The sequence below is a fragment of the Lichenibacterium minor genome, assembly GCF_004137685.1.
Classification (GTDB): Bacteria; Pseudomonadota; Alphaproteobacteria; order Rhizobiales; family Beijerinckiaceae; genus Lichenihabitans; species Lichenihabitans minor.
This window is the reverse complement of record NZ_QYBB01000009.1, coordinates 132,021-152,163: the sequence shown is the minus strand read 5'-3', so window position 1 is coordinate 152,163 and position 20,143 is coordinate 132,021. Positions and strand designations below refer to the sequence as shown.

Here is a 20,143-nt window from a genome sequence, read left to right as displayed (position 1 = left end):
GTCACGCCACGCGGCGCAGCTTCGGCTCGCCCTGGAGCGCCCGGCGGGTCGCGCCGAGGTACCAGTCGACGAACTGCATCACGCCCGACTCGTGTTCCAACGAGTAGGGCCCGGGCTCGTAGGCCGGCGACAGGATCCCACGCTGGTTCTCCTCCACCACCCGCCTGTCCTGGTCGTTGGTGGCGAGCCACACCTTCGTGAGCTCGTCCATGTCGTAGTCCACGCCCGCCACCGCATCCTTGTTGACGAGCCACTTGGTCGTCACCTCGGTGTGGGTGGCGTCGATCGGCAGCACCCGGAAGGTGGTGGCGACGTCGCCGAGCACGTGGTTCCAGGTCGTCGGGTAGTGGAACAGCAGCAGCGTGCCGATCAGCGGCTCCGTCACCCGCGGGGTGAGCTGGCGCTTCACCGCCTTGCGGCCCGACATCGTGTAGCTTTCGACGCCCTCGATCAGCGGCGCGCGGGTGACGCGGTATTGCCCGCTGTCGGCGATGGCGAAGCGCGACGGCAGCCCGACGGCCTCGCAGCGCGCCCAGTGCTCCACCATGGCGGGATCGCTGAACACGGCGTCGACGCCCGTGGCGGTCGGCGCTTCGGGATAGGACCGGCACAACTCGGGGTGGTTCGCGGCGCAATGGAAGCATTCGCGGTTGTTCTCCCACACGAGCTTCCAGTTGCCGTTCTCGACGATGGTGGAGGAATGGACCACCACCGTGTCGGACAGGTCGTGCGGCGCGAGGTAGGGCGCCACGGTGGCGCTGAACGCGTCCCAGTCCGGCGCGTCCCGCCCGACGCAGACGAAGACGTAACCGCCCACGCTGCGGCAATGGACGGGCTTCAACCCGAACTGCGACTTGTCGATCTCGCCTTCCATGTGGCGGGCCCGGGCGAGCGTGCCGTCGAGGTCGTAGGACCATTGGTGGTAGGGGCACACGAGCCGCTTGGCGCGGCCGTGCTCCGCCGTGCACACGCGCGAGCCGCGGTGGCGGCAGGAATTGTGGAAGGCGCGGATCGCGCCGTCGTTCCCCCGCACCACCACGACCGGGTAGTCGCCGATCTGCAGCGTGAAGAACTGCCCGGCCCTCTTGATCTCGCAATCGTGGCCGGCGAACAGCCAGTCCCGGTGATGGATGTTCTCGAGGTCGAGCCGGAAGAAGGCGGGGTCGCAGTAGAAGTCGCGGGCGAGCGTGTAGCCGGGCCGGTGGGCCTCGACGGCGGCCAGCATGGTCTGGTGGGGGCTCATGGCGGGATCCCATGACGGCCCGCGGGGTGGCGCGGGCGGGATTGACGGTGGGCCTCAGCCTACCAGCGCGGTTCGCCAGGACGTTGCTCAAGCCGCGCCATTCTGGCCCGGGCGCGACGCGGGCACGACGACCGGCGGCAGGAACCCGCGGGCGCGTCGCAAGTTCCCGAAGGCGCGCTGTGCGGAGCGGCGGCTCCGGCATCGGCGGGGCCGCGCGGAACGTCCATGGGGATCGAGATCTTGACGAGCCTGTCCGTTGCCGACCGCCGGCCATCCCGGAACCCGGGCCGGACGGAGCCGACGACGCTGGCGACGGCCGAGGCTTCGGCCGGCCAGCGCTGGGCGGCCGCGCTGTTCTGCGCCGTCGTGCTGGCCGCCACCCTGGCGGTGGTGCCGTCGGCGTCCAGGCCCATGCCGGCCTTTCCGGGGTTCCTGGCGCTGAACCAGGGCGCCCTGCTGGTCGTCTACGGGGTGACGTCCTGGCTGCTGTTCTCGCAGGTGGCCCGCGCGCGCTGCGCCGCCATGCTGGCCTTGGCGGGCGGCATGCTGTTCACCGCCCTGGTGGTGCTGGCCCAGCTCGTCGCTTTCCCCGACATGCTGGGGCCGGGGCTGGTCGTTGGCCATGGGCCCGCCACCCTGACGTGGCTGTGGACCTTCTGGCACGTCGGCATCCCCGCCGTGGCGCTGCCCTACGCGATCATCGAGAGCCGGCCCGGGCCCCGGCAGATGCCGGCGTCGCGGGTGCGGGCCGCCACCTGGGGCACCGTCGTCCTCGCGGTCGCGGCGGCGCTGGTCACCGCCGCCGTCTGCGCCCGCTACGCCGCCCGGCTACCCGCCGTCGCCGACCCGGACGGCGGCTACCGCGCGCTGACGCGCTCCGGCGTCGGCCCGCTTTCGGTGGCCCTCAACGCTGTCGCGCTCGTCGTGCTCGTGGCGGCGACGCGGCTCCGGCGGGTGCTGCAGCTGTGGCTGGCGGTGTCGCTGTTCATCCTGATGCTCGACAACGTCATCACCGACATCGGCGCGGCCCGCGCCACGATGGGCTGGTTCACGGGCCGGGTGGAGGCGCTGATCTCCGGCCTCGTGGTGCTGGGCATCTACCTCGCCGAGGTGGCGGACCTGTACCGGCAGGCCAGCGCGGCGGCTTCCGCCAGCGAAGGCGCGCGGCGGGAAGCCGAGGCGGCCCGCGACAGCCTCGAGATCGCCCTCGACGCGTCCGGCATGGGCGACTGGCAGCTCGACCTGCGGACCGACCAGTCCCGCCGGAGCCTGCGGCACGACCGCATCTTCGGCTACGGCGAGCCGCAGCGCCGCTGGTCCAGCGCCCGCATGCTCGACCACGTCGTGCCGGAGGACCGGCCGATCGTCGAGCGGGCCATCGCGGGGGCTTTGGCGGGCAGCGAGCTGCGCTTCGAATGCCGCATCCGCCGCGTCGACGACGGGCGCGTCCGCTGGATCGCCGTCCAGGGCCGCACCTACCGCGACGAGGAAGGGCGGCCCGCGACCCTGGCGGGCTGCGTCGCCGACGTCACGGAGCGCCGGCTCACCGACGACCGGCTGCGCGAAGCCCAGCGCATGGAAGCGATCGGCCAGCTGACGGGCGGCGTGGCGCACGACTTCAACAACCTCCTGACCGTGATCCTCGGCAGCCTCGACATGATCTCCCGCAAGCCGGGCGACGCCGCGCGCGTCGAGCGGCTCGCCCGCAACGCCTTCGCGGCCGGGCGGCGCGGCACGGAGCTGACCGAAAAGCTGCTGTCCTTCTCGCGCCGCCAGGTGGTCAACCCCGAGGTGGTCAACCTCAACCGCATCCTGTCGGAGCTGGAGCCGCTGCTGCACCGGGCCGTGGGCGAAGACGTCGAGGTGTCGCTCGATCTCGACCCCCGGCTCGACCCCGTGCGGCTCGACCCCGGCCAGTTCCAGGCGGCCGTGCTCAACCTCGCCGGCAACGCCCGCGACGCGATGCCGGACGGCGGCACCCTGTCGGTCTCCACCCGCAACGCGACGTTCGGCGAGGACGACCTGCGCGACGTGCCGGAGGCGGCGCCCGGTCCCCACCTCGTCGTCACGGTGGCCGACACCGGCACCGGCATGGACGCCGAAACGGCGGCGCGGGTGTTCGAGCCCTTCTTCACCACCAAGGAGATCGGCAAGGGCACGGGGCTGGGCTTGAGCCAGGTCTACGGTTCGGCCCGGCAGGCCGGCGGCTTCTGCCGGCTGCGCACCGCCCCCGGGGAAGGCTGCGCGGTGGATATCTGCCTGCCGCGCTCGACCGAAGCCGGCGCCGAAGCGGCGCCCGCCGCCGCCGGCGTGCCGCTGCGCCGCGCCGCGGGCGGCGAGGTGGTGCTCGTCGTCGAGGACGAGGACGCCCTGCGCGAGATGGCGGCCGAAAGCCTGGGCGCGCTCGGCTACCGCGTGCTCACGGCCTGCGACGCCCGGGCGGCGCTGGACGTGCTGCGCGGCGATGCGCGCATCGACATCCTGTTCTCCGACGTGGTGATGCCCGGCGGCATGAACGGCGCGCAGCTCGCCGCCGCGGCCGGCGCGATCCGCCCGGGGCTGAAGGTGCTGCTCACCTCGGGCTACACCACCACGGCGACGGGCGGCACCCGCGAGCTGCCCCGCGGCGTGCCGCTGCTGCGCAAGCCCTACCTCCGCGAAGACCTGGCGGCGAAGCTCCACACCGTGCTGGGCAGCTGACGCGCGGCACCGCCGCACGAGGGCGATCGAGCACGCCGCGCTGCTGGTGTCGTCAGGGCCGAGATGACGACATCCGGAAGGTTGGCGGCCGACATTCGCGCCCCGCACCCCCGGCCGAAGCGGGCGCCGCGGGGGTGGGCCGCCGGCGGAGGCCGCCGGTCCGGCACCCCCCCGTCGGTGGCCCCCCGCGATCCCGCTCCAGCGGCTCCCCGGGGCGCTACAGGTCGATGCCGTCCCCCCGGCCGCGCTCCGGCAGCGCCCCGCCGCCCCGGGCGAAGATGTCCGTCACGTCCATGGACAGCTTGCGCTGCCAGTTCGGCCGCTCGTGGCTGGTGCCGGGCAGGTTGACCGCCACCGTTTCGCCGACGAGGTCCTCGGCCTGCGCCACCGCCAGGATGCAGGGCGTTTCGGCGACGAAGCGGTTGGCGGCGGCCAGCATCTCGCGCGGCACGCCCGCGTCCCCTTCCAGCGACGTCACCCCGACGGCTTCGGCGAAGCGGTGCCGCTCTTCCCGGCGGTCGGCCTCGGCCTGCGCGGCATCCTCGGCCGTCATGTGGCCGATGGCGCTGCGCTCGGCATAGTCGGCGCCGGCCCACCAGCCCGCCAGCGTCGGCAGGTCGTGGGTCGCCACGCAGGCCACCGCCTTGGCGGGGTACTGTTCGCGCGGGATGAAGTTCAGCCCATCGCGCTCGAAGAACATCACCCGGTAGCTGAGCACGTCGGCGGCGTCGAGCCGGTCGCGGAAGCCGTCCGGCACCGTGCCGAGGTCCTCGCCGATGACGAGGCAGCGGGCGCGGTGCGATTCCAGCGCCACGTCGGCGAGGTTGCGCTCGAGGTCGTAGCCCACGTAGGCGCCCTGCGCCCCGCTGGCGCCGTCCGGCACCCAGAACAGGCGCTGCAGCCCCATGGCGTGGTCGATGCGCAGCGCGCCGGCGTGGCGCATGTTGGCCTGGAGCAGCGTGGCGAACATGGTGGACGCGTCCGCCACGGGGTTCGGCGGCGGCAGGCTCCACACCTGGCCGGTGGCCGAGAAGGGGTCGGGGGGCGCCCCCACCGACACGCCGCGGGCGAAATTGCCCGCCTCGGCCCAGGATTCCGCCCCGTCGGGCGCCGTGCCGACGGCGATGTCGCGGTAGAACCCCAGGGACAGCCCCGCCGCCCCGGCCCGCGCCGCCGCGGCGGCGAACTGCTCCGACGCGGTCCATTGCAGCCACAGGTGGTAGCGCACGCGGGCCGCGTGGGCTTCCGCGAAGCCCGCGATGCCGGCGCCGGTGGGCTCGCGCAGGCCGGCGTCCCACAGCTGCCAGGGCAGGCGCGGCACCGTTTCGGCGATGGACTCGAAGATCGCGAAGCGGCGAAGCGCGTCGCCGCCGCCCGCCACGAAGGCGTCGAAGGCCGGGTCTCCGCCGCGCGCGTCGAAGCCCGCGAAGGCGAGTTCCAGCACGGCCGACTTCGCCGCCCACGCGCCGACGTAGTCCACCGCCGCCGTGGCGCGCAGGTCGGCGAGCGCGCCGGCCTGGGACGACAGCATCGCGGCGGCCTCGGGCGAGGCCCCGGCGACCCCCGGCAGCGCCACGTCGATGTAGACGGGGTCGAGGAAGCGCCGGTCGGACGGGTTGTAGGGGCTGGCGCGGCCGCGGTCGGCGGCGAACTGGGCGTGCATCGGGTTCAGCCCGACGAAGTCGCCGCCGTGGCGCGCCGTTTCCTCGGCGAAGACGCCCAGCGTGGTGAAGTCGCCGACGCCGCCGTCGTTCTCGCGCCGCAGTGTGTAGAGGTGCGCCGCGACGCCGAAGCCGCGCCGGCCTTCGCGGTATTCGGCGGGGATGAAGCAGCGGCGCGGCGCCACCGTCAGCAGGGACGCGTTCGCCTCGTCGCCGTCGAGCACCACGCGGTGGCGGCCGGCGGGCTGGGGCGGCAGGGCGAGGCGCGTGCGCAGCCCGCGGCGCCCGTCCGGCGCGTTGAAGGCGCCGCGCTCGCCGCCGTCCACGTCGAGGTTGTGGCGGTCGACCGTGCCGTCCTCCCGCAGCACCGCGACGTCGTGGCGGCCCGACAGGCCGTCGACCACCATCTCCAGCGACACGGTCGCGCCCGTGTGGCCCACCATCGTGGGCGGCAGGGGGCGCAGGCGGCGGTCGGACAGGCGGGCGAGGCTGTCGCGCGCTTCCCCGTCGGTGCCGGCGTCGAGCCCCATGGAGCGCAGGATGGCGCGCTTGGAATCGGGCGACACGCGGTTGCGGGTGCCCGTGGCGGAGAACCATTCGGGCGCGATACCGGCGGATTCCGCCAGGATCGCCACCACCTCGTCGGCGGACGGCCGCTTGACGGGGCGGGGCGCGGCGCCTTCGCGCTCAACGAGCAGCACGACCGAGCGCGGCTCCAGCGCCGCTTCGCCGTGTTCGTCCGGCCGGGGGGGCGTGCCGTCGACCGCGGTGTCGAGCGCGCGGGTCCAGCGCCAGCCGGGGCGCGGCTCGGGCAGGACGACCGACACGGGCTCGGCCCCGGCGTGGAAGGCGGCGAGCACGCGGTCGGCCGGGGTGCCGGGGAGGGCGCCGGGGGCCGCCAGAACGCCCACCAGGGTGGCGCTGCGCGGGTTCTCCCAGTCCCCCGCCTCGGGCGTGCGCCCGTCCGGCAGGCGCCACGCGATGTCGGGGAGGCCGCCCTGCGATGGATCCTGGCCGGGCAGGGGGGCGCCGGAAGGGAAGCGGTCGCGCGTCAGCGCCGGGTGGGCGGCGCGCAGGTCGAGCAGGCGGCGCGCGAAGCCGAGCATGGGGCCGTCCGCCGCCGACCAGTCGAGCCACGCGGTGGCGTTGTCCTGGCTGTAGGCGTTGTTGTTGCCGCCCTGCGTGGCGTCGAGCTCCGTGCCGGGCCCCAGCATGGGGGTGCCGCGCGACAGGACCAGCGTGGCGAGCAGGTTGCGGGCGTCCCGCGCGCGGGCGGCCAGCACGGCGCGGTCCTCCGTGGGGCCCTCGACGCCGTGGTTCCAGGACGCGTTGTCGTCGCGGCCGTCGCGGTTGCCTTCCCCGTTGGCCTCGTTGTGCTTGGCATCGTAGCTGACGAGGTCGCGCAGCGTGAAGCCGTCGTGGGCGGTGACGAAGTTGACCGCGCGCGACGGGTGGCGCTTGGCGCCGAACACGTCGGCCGAGCCCGCCACGCGCTTCGCCAGCTCGGCCGGGCCGGCGCGGCCCGTCCAGAAGCCGCGGACGCCGTCGCGGAACTTGTCGTTCCACTCGCCCCACAGCCCGTCGAACTGCCCGACCTGGTAGCCGCCGGGGCCGATGTCCCAGGCTTCCGCGACGAGCTTCAGCTCGCGCAGCACGGGGTCCTGCGCGATGGCGGCGAGGATGGGGGCGTGGGGGTCGAAGCCCATGCGGCGGCGGCCCAGCACGGGCGCGAGGTCGAAGCGGAACCCGTCGATGCCGCCGTGCCGCGCCCAGGCGCGCAGCGAATCCAGCACCAGCCGCACCACGGCGGGGTGTTCGGCGTCGAACACGTTGCCGCAGCCGGCGTCGTTGACGTAGCGGGACGGGTCGGACGCGTCGAGCCGGTAGTAGGACGCGTTGTCGAGCCCGCGGAAGCTCAGCGTCGGGCCGTGCTCGTCGCCCTCGCCGGAATGGTTGTAGACGACGTCGAGCAGCACCTCGATGCCGGCCGCGTGCAGCGCCCCCGTGGCGGCCCGCACCTCGTCCCAGCCGCCGGGCGCCAGCCGCGGGTCCGGCGCCAGCAGGGCGACCGGGTTGTAGCCCCAATAGTTGGTGAGGCCGAGCGGCCCCAGGTGCCGCTCGTCGGCCCAGGCCATGGCGGGCATCAGCTCGACGGTGGTGATGCCGAGCGCCTTGAAATGCGCGATGCCGGCCGGCGACGCCAGCCCGGCGAAGGTGCCGCGCAGCTCCTCGGCCACGCCGGGGTGGAGCTTGGAGAAGCCGCGGACGTGGACCTCCGTGATCGTGGTCCGCTCCCAGGCGGGCGCGCCGCCCCACGCCGGCGCCGCCTCGGGCTGCGCCACAATGCCCTTCGGCATGGCGGCGGCGCTGTCGCGCCCGTCGGGCTCTGCCGAGCCCGGGGGCGCGTCGAACATCGTGTCGTCGAGCGCGAAGGGACGGTCGATGGCGGTCGCGTAGGGGTCGAGCAGCAGCTTCGCCGCGTTGAAGCGGTGGCCGCGCCCCGGCGCCCAGGGGCCGCGCGCCCGCAGCCCGTAGCGGGCGCCGGGCTGCACGCCGGGGATGAAGCCGTGGTGGACGTCGCCGGTGCGCTCGGGCAGCGTGAAGCGCGACTGCTCGATCTCGCCCGCCGCGTCGTAGAGGCAGATCACGATCGCCTCCGCGTGGGCCGAGAACACCGCCACGTTGACCCCGCCCGCGACCGGCACGACGCCGAGCGGCTCGGGCCGCCCGGGGCCGGGGTGCACCGTGGAAGCCGCGGAGATGTCGGCCTGTCCGTCGTTCAGCATCGCCCTGCCTGGGTAGATCCTCGAAGCGCCAGCCTTAGCATCGCTGCGGTGCACAGCGGAAGGTTCGGGCGGGGAGCGATCGCGCCGTGACGGCCTGCCGGGACGCGAGCCCCTTCGGGCGAGCTTTGTTCACGCCGTTGGAACATGCTATCTGCGGGGAGATGCGGATCATCGCACATGCCGACCTGTCGGCGTTCTGGGCTCGGCATCCGGACGCGCGGACAGCTTTGGAGCGATGGACTGCGGTGATGAAGGGAGCCGACTGCGGCACGACCGCCGAGGTGCAGGCCTTGTTCTCGAAGGCCGAGGTGCTCGATGGACACCGCGTGCGCTTCGAGATCTCGGGGGGAGACTATCGCCTGGTCGCGTCCTTCAAGTTCAAGAACAGGCTCGTCTTCGTCGAATCCATCGGCACGCATGCCGAATAGGACCGCATCGATGCGCTGACCGTCTCCCAGTTCTGAGCCCTTTGGAGCGAAACGATGGACATCCGACCCATCCGCACCGACGACGACCACCGCGACGCCCTGGTGGAGATCGAGCGCCTGTGGGCCTATCCCGACGACAGCCCCGAGAACGACAAGCTCGACGTGCTGGCGACGCTCGTCGAGGTCTACGAGACCCAGCGCTGGCCCCGGCGGGACTGCACGCCGGCTGAGATCCTGCTCCATGCTGTGACCGACATGGGCCACAGCCAGGCCGAATGGGCCGAGCTTCTCGGTTCCCGCCCCATGGCGTCCGAGCTTCTACGGGCCAAACGCCGCATCTCCCTCGCGGTCGCGCAGAAGATCAGCGCGGCTTGGCACATCCCTATCCAACTGCTCGTGGCGCCCTACGCGCTCGCGGCCTGACCTCGCGCCAGGGAGATCGGGCCGACATCGTCGGCGGTGGGGTGAGGGGAAGGATCCGATCGCCGGGGCTGCGTCGACATCGCGGGCCCGCCCCAGGCGTGTCGGCTGGTCGGTCCGGGGCTTCCATGGCCGCCGGCTTGCGGTCCGAGCGGGTGCCGGGCTGCGGGCCGGGATGGCGCCGTGGTGGATGTCGGTCTGTCCGTCGGTCAGCATCGCCCTGCCGGGGTTGGACATCCGGGAGGGACAAGCTTCGGTCGCGGCGGTGCGGGCCGGGAGGTGCTGGGGGTGCGAAGGGGCGCCTGCGGGGCGATAGCACGGCGGAGAGCGCGCGCGCGTAAAGGTAAGAAGTGAGGGGTGATCGCGTGGCGGCGGTGATGAAAAGCTGCTTCTCAGCCGTTGCTGATTTTCAAAAGGTCGGCTTCGTGGCGATTATACTGACCTGGTCTGAAAATCTAAATATATCCTAAAAAAGAACGATGGTTTTCGAGTAGGTGACACGAAAATGCAGCCGTTCACCGGAAAACGTGTCCTCAAGACTGGCTGTCGGGAGATTGGGAGATCGGGGCGGACATCGCTCTCGCGCTGGTGGAAAACGGTCTGAATGTCGCTCTGAACCACCAATGCTCGAATGAGCGCGCCCTACGCACTCCGCGACTCATCCGCCGGACATTCAAATGTCTCGAACATTATCCGTTGTTCCTCATATCCACGAGTTAATGGTTATTGTCTGTCCAAAAATTATTTTGAGATTTCAATATTTTTTGGGGTCGGAGATCTACCATTCCGGGTGGTGTGGAAAATATCAGAATTTTCAAATGATCAAGATTTTAATTCGCTTCTAAAAATCTCGGGTAGAAACTTAAGTTGTTTGATGTTAAAAATATTAGGGCTTCACATGTATTTTGTATTTCTCCCCCTCTGTATTTCGGTTGGAGAGGGCAAGCTCGTTCCTCGCCAATCGAAATGCGGTTTCGATTGATTCGCCATGCGCAAGAGCGCGATAGAACGCTCTTGTAAAGAAAGTTGCTGCCTCGTCGCCCACTGACACGTCGCACCCGATGACGGCGTCGACATGAGGCGCGACCAAGATTGCGATTGAATTAGAGAAGCATGAGTTCAGAACAACGCATTTGATTGACGGGGAGAGGGAGATCAGCTCGGCGAGCGCTTCGCCCGATACCTGCACAGCGTTTCCTGAATGATCCTCAAACGCGAGAATGCCATTTGCCCCATGGCCACTGAAATGGAGTAGCTCAGGTCGAATATTTAATATTTCCCGTTGAATCTGGTCCGTTCTCACCGCCCAGGCGTGCTCGACTTCGATGACGGCCTTTGCATCCTTCACGAGAGCGAGCTGTTCCCGCAAGTCTCTGGCTTCTATGTCGATACGGAGCCCCGTTTGGTCCGCAGGGTTGGCGGCAAGGAATAGGGCTTTCATCAATCGAGCCTTTTTCGCGAGGTCCGTGGTGTTCTGAAACATGGCCCCAAGGTCGGCGGGGCGCCCGAAAAGATCGCCCATCCCACTCCAAGCACCTATAACGCGGACCTGACCGTAGAGCTTTTTGCCTTCAGCTCCCAACAGAATGTGCTCCCGAAGATTGGGATCTGCTTCGACGATCTCCAAAGCTTTATCAGCATAGGGCGCGCACGCATCCGAGAAGCGGGCAAAGTGCTCAGCTATGAGGGCCTGCACGGCGGGATCACGCTCAACGTCATACCAGCCGATCGTTAGCCCCTCAAGGCCATCATAAAAGGCATGCGTCAGTCCTTTCGCCAGACCGATGCGCGCTTCAGGGTGCGTTATGAAAGATCCGCTGTGGATGAGCTGATGTCGAGCCTTGGGATCAGGTTCGCGCTCCGCCCCCAACTGCAACAACTTGGCCTGTACGTTAGGAGGTTGGCTGTCCATCGAGGCGAACGGAATACCCAAATCCTGCAGTGTGAGTTGTCTATTTTCCATCACACACCAGACGCTGTACTGTCTTACGATCCGATCTGGGTGCTGCCCGAGCTGTTTGACGATGACTCCGTTTGCGTGTCTCGGGTGGAGAAGGTTCTGGATGTCTCTGTTGAGCCCAACGGTCAGCAAGGCAAGTTTGAGTACCTCGACATCGGATTTATCGATGTCGATGCTGAGGCCAGAGATGTCGAGGTTTGCTACATCCGCGGTTTGCATTGCTGCGAGCACCCGGATAGCCGGATCAACGGTGCCGAGCGCCACCACCTCGTCGAGCTTTCCGCGGTAGATAAATGCGAGCGCCGCGACCGCTGCCGCTACGATCTCGGGGTCTTCCTCGTACATCCTCAGAGTCGCTACAACATAGCTCTCGCAGCCGTCTCTCGTTCCTAGTCGCGCGAGAGTATTGAGGCACCAACGAACGACCTTGCGGTCCCTGTCCGCTAGCACCATACCGTTGATCGTTGTCTCGAACGACCTTCGACTGAAGGCGCTGAACCTATCTCCACGACGATATAGCCGGCTGATTTCCTGAAGCGCGGATTTTTTGCGCCAGGCATCGCCATGATCGAGTTCGAATTTGAGGAAGGCGGTTCTTCCCGGTGAGATTACAGCCACTTTAAGACTTAAATTTCACAAAGCGCGTCTAGAGTGGCCTTTGTCCAAGGCTCGAAGTCGTTAAAATGATTTTGGGTGCGCAGGTCAAGCCAGCGCGGGTCGTTCAATGAAAGACGACGTGTCGTCGGTTCAAACCATGCCGGGCACTTCCATTCCATAACCAACAGTAGAACTTCCTGATCGCCGTCTCTCTTCACTCGCAGAGTGCAGCGCGGCTCTGGTTCCGGGAGCTTCTCGCCATGCATAGCTATGGCAGAGATGTCGAGATCGGCGATGATCGCTCCCAAAGCGTTTTCCTTGGCGCCGTAGTCGCCATCTGAAAACAGCGTGCAGTCGAAGAAGTTGACAACGCCTGGAAAGCCTATTGTGCGTTTATTGGCAAACGTGTCAGTATCATTGCGATAGCGGCCGGTTCTGTATGATAGCACCTCTGTGCCTCGCCTGACGATCGAGAAAGTCCAGACAACGAGAGCCGCTTCATTATCCTTCTTGTGCTGAAGGTAGTGGATGGCGTTGCACGTCTCCGCAGCACGGACAAACTCGTGCCAGTCATGCCGAAGCTTGTGGTCGCACTTGGCAAAGTAGTCTTGGTCTACTGCTAGGAATGGTGAAATATGCAAATCGCGGGTACGCCGCCGTGCTTCAAATTTCTCCTTATACTGGACGGGGATCGCAGGGTCGGTCATCAACTCATAAAGGAAGAAGTAGCCCGGCTCCGTTCTGAAAAAAGCGGAGTGCGCGCTTCTCAAGATGTCCTCGCTTAGACGAGCCTGCAGCGTTTTTTCCTGCGTATGGCCAAACAGGTGGCGGGGAACGATGGATGCTGCATAGGCAGCTTCGAGTATGCCGAGAGCCGTCATCGGGCGCCGGGAAGCTCGAAGGACGTGCTGTGCGATCTCTAGGTACGAATCCATCAGCCACGCACGCTCTCGCAGACTGCACCAATTTAGATACCTCAGGACTGCCGAGCAAGTACCTAATTTGAGCGTAAAGTCACATGTGACGTGTTCTGAGCCTAAGTTCGAAGGGTTCCGTTAAACCCAAGCTTTTGGGGCCGATCGACGACATCAGCGTGCTCGCGCCGGGCGCAACGGTTGCTGCGCTCGGCGTCGATACACATCGGTTTTCAACGTACCTTGCCCTTATCGCACGGACACTCAGAGCGATGCGCCCCGAACGTCTGCCTCGAAGCGAGGTCGTCGATTGCTGAACCTACCGAGTTGGGTCGACTGCGGCCGGTTTGACGATCAGGCCTGAATGTCCGGAATCAGGTGACCAACCATCGTCCGCTCCTGGCACAACCCAGCCCTTCCGCCCGGCCCTTTCCCCCGAGCCGGGCGCCCCACCCCCTCAGGTGATGACCGACGGCTCCGTCCGCCCCGTATGCCGCTCGATCCCCGCCAGCTCCCGCGACAGCGCGATCAGGTCCTTCAGCGCCTCCCCCGTCTCCAGGTCGAGCCTGTCCCCTTCGTAGCGCTCGATGTAGACGCGCAGCGTCGCCCCCGCGGTGCCGGTCCCCGACAGCCGGTACACGATGCGCGACCCGTCTTCGAAGAGCACCCGCACGCCCTGGTGGGCCGAGTCCGAGCCGTCCACGGGGTCGTGGTAGCTGAAGTCGTCGGCGCTCTTCACCGTCAGCGCCCCAAAACTCCGGCCGGGCAGGGTACTCAGCTGGCCGCGCAGCCCCGCCATCAGGGCGTTGGCGCCCTCGGCTGCCACCTCCTCGTAGTCGTGGCGGGCGTAGTAGTTGCGGCCGTAGGTGCGCCAATGGTCCCGCATGATGTCGAGCACGGATTGCTTGCGCGCCGACAGGATGTCGAGCCACAGCAGCACGGCCCACAGCCCGTCCTTCTCGCGGACGTGGTCGGAGCCGGTGCCGGCGCTTTCCTCGCCGCAGATGGTGGCGAGGCCGGCGTCGAGCAGGTTGCCGAAGAACTTCCAGCCCGTGGGGGTCTCGTAGGCCTTCAGCCCCTTGGCTTCCGCCACGCGGTCGGCGGCGGCGCTCGTCGGCATGGAGCGGGCGATGCCCTTCAGGCCCGCCGCGTAGCCGGGCGCCAGGTGGGCGTTGGCGGCCAGCGCCGCGAGGCTGTCCGAGGGTGTGACGAAGATGCCGCGGCCGATGATGAGGTTGCGGTCGCCGTCGCCGTCCGAGGCGGCGCAGAGGTCGGGCGCGTCCGGCCCCATGGCGAGGTCGTAGATGAACTTCGCATGGACGAGGTTCGGGTCTGGGTGGTGGCCGCCGAAGTCGGGCAGGGGCGTGCCGTTGATCACCGTGCCGGGGGCGGCGCCGAGCGCGCCTTCCAGGATCGCGGTCGCGTAGGGGCCCGTCACCGCCGACATGGCGTCGAAGGTCATGCGGAAGCCGCCGGCGAACAGGACCCGGATGCGGGGGAAGTCGAACAGCTTCTCCATCAGGGCCTGGTATTCGGCCACGGGGTCGACGACCTCGACCACCATGTCGCCGAGCCTGGTTTCTCCGACGGCATCGAGGTCGACGTCCGGCGCGTCGAGGATCCTGTAGTCCGAGATGCTCTTCGTGCGGGCGAAGATGGCGTCGGTGGTCTTCTCCGGCGCGGGGCCGCCGTTCGACGCGTTGTACTTGATGCCGAAGTCGCCGTCCGGCCCGCCGGGGTTGTGGGAGGCCGACAGGATGATGCCGCCGAAGGCGCCGCGGACGCGGATGAGGTTCGAGGCCGCGGGCGTCGACAGGATGCCGCCGCGCCCCACGATGGCGCGGCCGAAGCCGTTGGCGGCGGCCATCTTCATCGCGGTCTGGATCGTTTCGCGGTTGAAGAAGCGGCCGTCGCCGCCGATCACCAGGTCCGCCCCCGCGAAGCCGTCGAGCGCGTCGAAGATCGATTGCACGAAGTTCTCGACGTAATGCGGCTGGCGGAAGTGCGGCACCTTCTTGCGCAGGCCCGAGGTGCCGGGCTTCTGGTCGGCGAAGGGCGTGGTGGCGACGGTGGTGATCGTTGCGGCGGTCATGGCGGCGGTCATGGCAGGGTTCCGGCGTCGGAGACGAGGAGGTCGCGGTACAGGGCGGCGAGCTTGCGGGCGGGGCGGCGCCAGGACACGTCGGTGGCCATGCCGGCCACCACCATGCCGGCCCAGTCCTCCGGGTCGCGGAAGATCTCGACGGTGCGGCGCAGCGCCGTTTCCAGCGCCGGCAGGGTGGCGGGCGCGAACATCACGCCCGTGGCGGCGCCCGCCGCCAGCGCCATCTCGTTGGCGTCCACCACCGTGTCGGCGAGGCCGCCCACGCGCGCCACCACCGGCACGGCGCCGTAGCGCAGGGCGCACAGCTGCGCGACGCCGCAGGGCTCGAACCGCGACGGCACCAGCACGGCGTCGGCGCCGGCCTGCAGGAGGTGGGCGAGCCGCTCGTCCTCGCCGATCACCACCCCGACGGTGCCGGGGTGGCGCTCGGCGGCGGCGCGGAACGAATCCTCGAACCAGCGGTCGCCCTCGCCGACCAGGGCGAGCTGGCCGCCGAGCGCCACCAGGAGCGGCAGCGCGTCGAGCACGAGGTCGAGGCCCTTCTGGCCGCTCAACCGGCTCACCACGCCGAACAAGGGCGCGTCGGGCGACGGGTCGAGCCCGAACCGCTCCTGCAGGGCGGCCTTGTTGGCGGCGCGGCCCGCCATGTCGCCGACGCCGAAGGGCGCCGCGATGTCGGGGTCGTTCGCCGGGTCCCACACGGCGTCGTCGATGCCGTTGCGGATCCCCGTCACGGTGGCGGCGCGGGCGCGCAGCAGCCCGTCGAAGCCCATGCCGCTCTCGTGCGTCATGATCTCGGCGGCGTAGCCGGGCGACACGGCGGTGACGCGGTCCGCGTAGAACAGGGCCGCCTTCAGGAAGCTCAGCGTGCCGTGGTATTCGACGCCCTCGGTGCGGAACGCTTCCTCCGGCAGGCCGAGCGCCGCCAGGGTCGGGGCCGGGAACTGGCCCGCGAAGGCGAGGCCGTGGACCGTCGCCACGGTGCGGGGCTTGGGGTATTGCGCGAAATGCAGGTAGGCCGGGGCGAGGCCGGCCTGCCAATCGTGGCCGTGGACGATGTCGGGGCGGTAATCCGGGATCAGGCCCGTGCCGATCCGCGCCGCCACGAGGCCGAGCGCGCCGAAGCGGGCGGCGTTGTCGGGCCAGTCCGTCCCGTCCGGCGCGAGATACGGGTTGCCGGGGCGATCATAGAGGTGGGGGGCGTCGATGGCGAGGAGGTCGAGCCCGGCCGCCACCCCGGCCAGCACGCGCGCGGGGCCGCCGAACAGGTCGGGGATCTCGGCCACGGTTTCGGCACCGCCGAGCGCCTCAACCACGGCGGGGTAGCCCGGCACCAAGGTGCGGACCGCCACGCCTTCGCGCGCGAGCGCGGCCGGCAGCGCGCCGACGACGTCTGCCAGGCCGCCCGCCGCGCCGCCCGTGCGGACCAGCGGATGGACCTCGGAGGCGACCGACAGCACGCGGATCGTCAGCGTGCGCGTCAGCTCGGCGACGCCGTCGTCGCGCTCCGCGTCGAGCCCGGCCGTCGGCCGGCGGTCCGTCGTCGCTGGTGTGGTGCTCGCCATGGACATGGGGGATCACTCGGGGGATCGGGTTCCGAAGGCCACCGGCCTTCGGCGGGGTCCGGGGCGGGGCCCGGGAGGCGGGCCCGGGGCCCCGCGGAAGGCCGGGGCGCGCCGGGACCGGCTCTCAGGTGTTCATGCGGTCGAGCATCGACTGCGTGACGAGGGAGATGCCCTTCTCGGTGCGGCGGAAGCGGCGGCCGTCGAGTTCGGGGTCGTCGCCGATCACCATGCCGTCCGGGATCTGCACGCCGCTGTCGACCACGCAGTTGCGCAGGCGCGCGCCGCGGCCGACGTTGACGTAGGGCAGGATCACGGCCCGGTCGACGTGGCTGTAGGAGTTCACCCGCACCCCGGTGAACAGCAGCGAATTGTGGATGCCGGCGCCCGACACGAGGCACCCGCCCGACACCAGCGACGAGATCGCGACGCCGCGGCGGTTGTCGGCGTCGTGGACGAACTTCGCCGGCGCGGTGAGCTCGTTGTAGGTCCAGATGGGCCAGTCCTGGTCGAACAGGTCGAGGCTCGGCACCACCGCGGTGAGGTCGATGTTGGCTTCCCAATAGGCGTCGAGCGTGCCGACGTCGCGCCAATAGGCCTCGTTCTCGTGCGTCGAGCGCACGCAGGACTGGGAGAAGTGGTGCGCCACCGCTTTCCCCTGCGCCACGATCTCGGGGATGATGTCCTTGCCGAAGTCGCGCTGCGAGTCGGGCTTGGCGGCGTCCCGCTTCAGCGCCTCGATCAGGAACTTGGTTTCGAAGACGTAGATGCCCATGGAGGCCAGCGCCACGTCGGGCTTGCCCGGCATGGCGGGCGGGTCCTTGGGCTTCTCGAGGAACGAGATGATCCTGTTCGACGCGTCGACGTGCATCACGCCGAACGCCACGGCTTCCAGCCGCGGCACCTCGAGGCAGCCCACCGTCACGTCGGCCCCCGAGTCGACGTGCTGCTGCAGCATCTTCTCGTAGTCCATCTTGTAGACGTGGTCGCCCGCCAGGATGACCATGTATTTCGGGTCGTAGGACTCGATGATGTCGATGTTCTGGTACACGGCGTCGGCGGTGCCGAGGTACCACATGTTCTCGTCGACGCGCTGCGAGGCGGGGAGCACGTCGAAGCTTTCGTTGCGCTCGGGGCGCAGGAAATTCCAGCCGCGGCCGAGATGGCGGATGAGGCTGTGGGCCTTGTACTGCGTCGCCACCGCGATGCGGCGGATGCCGGAGTTCAGCGCGTTGGACAGCGCGAAGTCGATGATGCGGGTCTTGCCGCCGAAATACACGGCGGGCTTGGCGCGCCGGTCGGTCAGCTCCAGGAGGCGCGAGCCCCGCCCCCCGGCCAGCACGTAGGCCATGGCGGTGCGGGAGATCGGAGCCTGTCCCGTCGGTCTGTCGTACATCGTCTTCCCCCCGGACTCGCGGATTGCCGCTGCGCCGATCGCCGCCGCGGCCCCTTGTTTATCGAACCTTCGCAGGATGCGGGGCGTTCAACGCGCCCCGTCACCCGCGAATGTGAAGAACACCGTGGCGAGCGGCGGCAGCACCACCTCGGCGGAGGCCGGCAGCCCGTGCGACGGCTCGGCCTTGGCGGTAACGCCCCCGAGGTTCCCGAGGTTCGATCCCCCGTAGCGCCCCGCGTCGGTGTTGAGCAGTTCCCGCCACCGGCCCGCCAACGGCAGGCCCAGGCGGTAGCCGGTGCGCGGCACCGGCGTGAAGTTGCACACGACCAGCACCGGGGCGTCCCCGGGCTCGCCGAAGCGCAGCCAGGCCAGCACCGAGTTGGCGTGGTCGTCCGCCACCACCCAGCGGAAGCCCTCGGGCTCGCAGTCCCGCGCGTGGAGCGACGGCGTGTCCCGGTAGATCCCGTTGAGGTCGCGGACCAGGTCCTGCACGCCGCGGTGGACGTCGTATCGCAGCAGGTGCCAGTCGAGGCTCCCGTCGAAGTTCCATTCGGCGGTCTGGCCGAACTCCGAACCCATGAACAGCAGCTTCTTGCCCGGGTGGCCCCACATGAAGCCGTAATAGGCGCGGAGGTTGGCGAACTTCTGCCATTCGTCGCCCGGCATCTTGGACGCGATGGACTTCTTGCCGTGCACGACCTCGTCGTGGCTCAGCGGCAGGACGAAGTTCTCCGAGAAGGCGTAGAGCAGGCCGAAGGTCATGCGATCGTAGTGCCAGCGCCGATGCACCGGGTCCTGCGCCATGAACTCCAGCGTGTCGTGCATCCACCCCATGTTCCACTTGAAGCCGAAGCCGAGCCCGCCCGCGTGGACGGGGCGCGACACGCCGGGCCAGGAGGTGGATTCTTCCGCGATCGTCACGGCGCCGGGGTGGGTGGCGTAGACGAGCGCGTTGACGCGCTTCAGGAAGTCGACGGCTTCGCGGTTGTCGTTGCCGCCGTCCACGTTGGGGACCCATTCCCCGGCCTTGCGCGAATAATCGAGGTAGAGCATCGACGCCACCGCGTCGACGCGCAGCCCGTCGACGTGGAACTCGTCGAGCCAGTAGACCGCGTTGGCGGCGAGGAAGCCCGCCACCTCCGGCCGCCCGAAGTCGTAGATGGCGGTGTTCCAGTCCGGGTGGAAGCCGCGGCGCGGGTCGGCGTCGTCGTAGAGCGACGTGCCGTCGAACTTGGCGAGGCCGTGGACGTCGACGGGGAAATGCGCCGGCACCCAGTCGACGATGACGCCGAGGCCGGCCGCGTGCGCCCGGTCGACGAAGCGGGCGAAGCCGGCGGCGTCGCCGAAGCGGCGGGTGGGGGCGTAGAGCCCCACGGGCTGGTAGCCCCAGGAGGCGTCGAGCGGGTGCTCGGACACGGGCATCAGCTCGAGATGGGTGAAGCCCAGGTCGACCGCGTAGGGGATGAGCTCGTCGGCGAGCGCGTCGTAGGTGGGGAAGCCGCCGCCGTCGGGGCGCTTCCACGAGCCGAGGTGGACCTCGTAGGTCGACATGGGCAGCCGGCGCTTGTCGCCGCGCCCCCGCTCGGCCAGGAAGGCCGCGTCCGTCCAGGCGTGGGGCGTCGGGTCCACCACCTCGGACGCCGTCGAGGGGCGCAACTCGCCCTGGAAGCCGACCGGGTCGGCCTTGAGCGGCAGCAGGGCGCCGTCGCGGCTCACCACCTCGTATTTGTAGCGCGTGCCGGGCGCGACGCCGGGCGCGAAGATTTCCCACAGGCCGCTTTCGATGCGGCGGCGCATGGCGAGGCGGCGGCCGTCCCAGTCGTTGAAGTCGCCGACCACGGAAACGCGGCTGGCGTTGGGTGCCCACACGGCGAAATGCACCCCGTCGACGCCCTCGTGGCGGCGCGGGTGGGCGCCGAGCTGGCGGTACAGCTCCCGATGGGTCCCTTCGACGAAGAGGTGGTCGTCGAGCGCGCCCAGCACGGGGCCGAAGCCGTACGGGTTCTCGAAGTCCCAGGTGCCGCCGGCGTTGCCGGCGCGCAGGCGGTGGCGCCGGTGCCCGTCCGCCACCAGCCCTTCGAAGAAGCCTTCGGCGCCGGGCCGGGGCGCGAGCTCGGTTTCGCGGCCGTCGGCGTCGAGCGCGTGGAGGGTTTCGGCGTAGGGCACGAAGGCCCGCACCACGGTCCCGTCGGGCGTGGCGTGCTGCCCGAGGATCGCAAAGGGGTCGCCATGGCGCGCGGCCAAGATGGCGGCGACATCACCGTCGCTCGCCTGCCAGCCGCTGCCCGCCATGGTGTCTCCCTCGCTCACGGTTCCCGCCCGATCGCGCCGCGACCCGGAAACCCGCCTCCCCCCATCCGCCGCGCGGGCTC

The 20,143-nt window shown here is 69.5% G+C and carries 11 protein-coding genes; 3 read left to right on the top strand and 8 right to left on the bottom strand.

From position 1 onward, the window contains the following. Position 1: 1 nt before the first annotated feature. Positions 2 to 1,243, bottom strand: a complete 1,242-nt coding sequence (locus D3273_RS10500; protein ID WP_129226245.1) for an aromatic ring-hydroxylating oxygenase subunit alpha — start codon at positions 1,241 to 1,243, stop codon at positions 2 to 4. A 225-nt stretch (positions 1,244 to 1,468) separates the two neighbouring features. Here D3273_RS10500 and D3273_RS10495 point away from each other — a divergent pair, with 225 nt between their 5' ends. Beyond that, entirely contained in the window at positions 1,469 to 3,943 is a 2,475-nt protein-coding gene (locus tag D3273_RS10495) for an MASE4 domain-containing protein (RefSeq protein ID WP_129226243.1), read from the top strand. A gap of 217 nt (positions 3,944 to 4,160) precedes the next feature. Here the strand turns inward: D3273_RS10495 and glgX are convergent, their stop codons facing one another. After that, entirely contained in the window at positions 4,161 to 8,390 is a 4,230-nt protein-coding gene (gene glgX, locus D3273_RS10490; RefSeq protein WP_129226241.1) for a glycogen debranching protein GlgX, read from the bottom strand. A 161-nt stretch (positions 8,391 to 8,551) separates the two neighbouring features. Here glgX and D3273_RS10485 point away from each other — a divergent pair, with 161 nt between their 5' ends. Further along, complete coding sequence (locus D3273_RS10485; protein ID WP_129226239.1) at positions 8,552 to 8,818, top strand: type II toxin-antitoxin system HigB family toxin; 267 nt, start codon at positions 8,552 to 8,554, stop codon at positions 8,816 to 8,818. A gap of 54 nt (positions 8,819 to 8,872) precedes the next feature. After that, positions 8,873 to 9,241 carry a helix-turn-helix domain-containing protein gene (locus D3273_RS10480; protein ID WP_129226237.1) on the top strand — a complete coding sequence of 123 codons (369 nt, stop codon included), beginning with the start codon at positions 8,873 to 8,875 and terminating at the stop codon, positions 9,239 to 9,241. An 883-nt stretch (positions 9,242 to 10,124) separates the two neighbouring features. On the opposite strand, the gene D3273_RS10475 is transcribed toward D3273_RS10480, so the two are convergent. The 6 genes from D3273_RS10475 to glgB form a co-directional block, all read right to left on the bottom strand. Beyond that, positions 10,125 to 11,543 carry a CHAT domain-containing protein gene (locus D3273_RS10475; protein ID WP_165359452.1) on the bottom strand — a complete coding sequence of 473 codons (1,419 nt, stop codon included), beginning with the start codon at positions 11,541 to 11,543 and terminating at the stop codon, positions 10,125 to 10,127. 281 nt (positions 11,544 to 11,824) lie between these two features. After that, positions 11,825 to 12,730 (bottom strand): HTH domain-containing protein, encoded by a 906-nt coding sequence (locus D3273_RS10470; protein ID WP_129226233.1) that lies wholly within the window; start codon positions 12,728 to 12,730, stop codon positions 11,825 to 11,827. 436 nt (positions 12,731 to 13,166) lie between these two features. After that, positions 13,167 to 14,813 carry an alpha-D-glucose phosphate-specific phosphoglucomutase gene (locus D3273_RS10465; protein ID WP_245501099.1) on the bottom strand — a complete coding sequence of 549 codons (1,647 nt, stop codon included), beginning with the start codon at positions 14,811 to 14,813 and terminating at the stop codon, positions 13,167 to 13,169. Further along, positions 14,810 to 16,384 (bottom strand): glycogen synthase GlgA, encoded by a 1,575-nt coding sequence (gene glgA, locus D3273_RS10460; protein WP_245501098.1) that lies wholly within the window; start codon positions 16,382 to 16,384, stop codon positions 14,810 to 14,812. Before glgA ends, D3273_RS10465 begins: the two co-directional genes overlap by 4 nt. A gap of 118 nt (positions 16,385 to 16,502) precedes the next feature. Beyond that, positions 16,503 to 17,771 (bottom strand): glucose-1-phosphate adenylyltransferase, encoded by a 1,269-nt coding sequence (gene glgC / locus D3273_RS10455; protein WP_129226232.1) that lies wholly within the window; start codon positions 17,769 to 17,771, stop codon positions 16,503 to 16,505. Between the two features lie 87 nt (positions 17,772 to 17,858). Then, entirely contained in the window at positions 17,859 to 20,063 is a 2,205-nt protein-coding gene (gene glgB, locus D3273_RS10450; RefSeq protein WP_129226297.1) for a 1,4-alpha-glucan branching protein GlgB, read from the bottom strand. Positions 20,064 to 20,143: the final 80 nt, after the last annotated feature.

What these genes read in the sequence shown, in the direction of transcription:
- D3273_RS10500 (WP_129226245.1), bottom strand. Translation starts at nt 1,243, where the DNA reads ATGAGCCCCCACCAGACCATGCTGGCCGCCGTCGAGGCCCACCGGCCC.
- D3273_RS10495 (WP_129226243.1), top strand. Translation starts at nt 1,469, where the DNA reads ATGGGGATCGAGATCTTGACGAGCCTGTCCGTTGCCGACCGCCGGCCA.
- glgX (WP_129226241.1), bottom strand. Translation starts at nt 8,390, where the DNA reads ATGCTGAACGACGGACAGGCCGACATCTCCGCGGCTTCCACGGTGCAC.
- D3273_RS10485 (WP_129226239.1), top strand. Translation starts at nt 8,552, where the DNA reads ATGCGGATCATCGCACATGCCGACCTGTCGGCGTTCTGGGCTCGGCAT.
- D3273_RS10480 (WP_129226237.1), top strand. Translation starts at nt 8,873, where the DNA reads ATGGACATCCGACCCATCCGCACCGACGACGACCACCGCGACGCCCTG.
- D3273_RS10475 (WP_165359452.1), bottom strand. Translation starts at nt 11,543, where the DNA reads ATGTACGAGGAAGACCCCGAGATCGTAGCGGCAGCGGTCGCGGCGCTC.
- D3273_RS10470 (WP_129226233.1), bottom strand. Translation starts at nt 12,730, where the DNA reads ATGGATTCGTACCTAGAGATCGCACAGCACGTCCTTCGAGCTTCCCGG.
- D3273_RS10465 (WP_245501099.1), bottom strand. Translation starts at nt 14,813, where the DNA reads ATGACCGCCGCCATGACCGCCGCAACGATCACCACCGTCGCCACCACG.
- glgA (WP_245501098.1), bottom strand. Translation starts at nt 16,384, where the DNA reads ATGTCCATGGCGAGCACCACACCAGCGACGACGGACCGCCGGCCGACG.
- glgC (WP_129226232.1), bottom strand. Translation starts at nt 17,771, where the DNA reads ATGTACGACAGACCGACGGGACAGGCTCCGATCTCCCGCACCGCCATG.
- glgB (WP_129226297.1), bottom strand. Translation starts at nt 20,063, where the DNA reads ATGGCGGGCAGCGGCTGGCAGGCGAGCGACGGTGATGTCGCCGCCATC.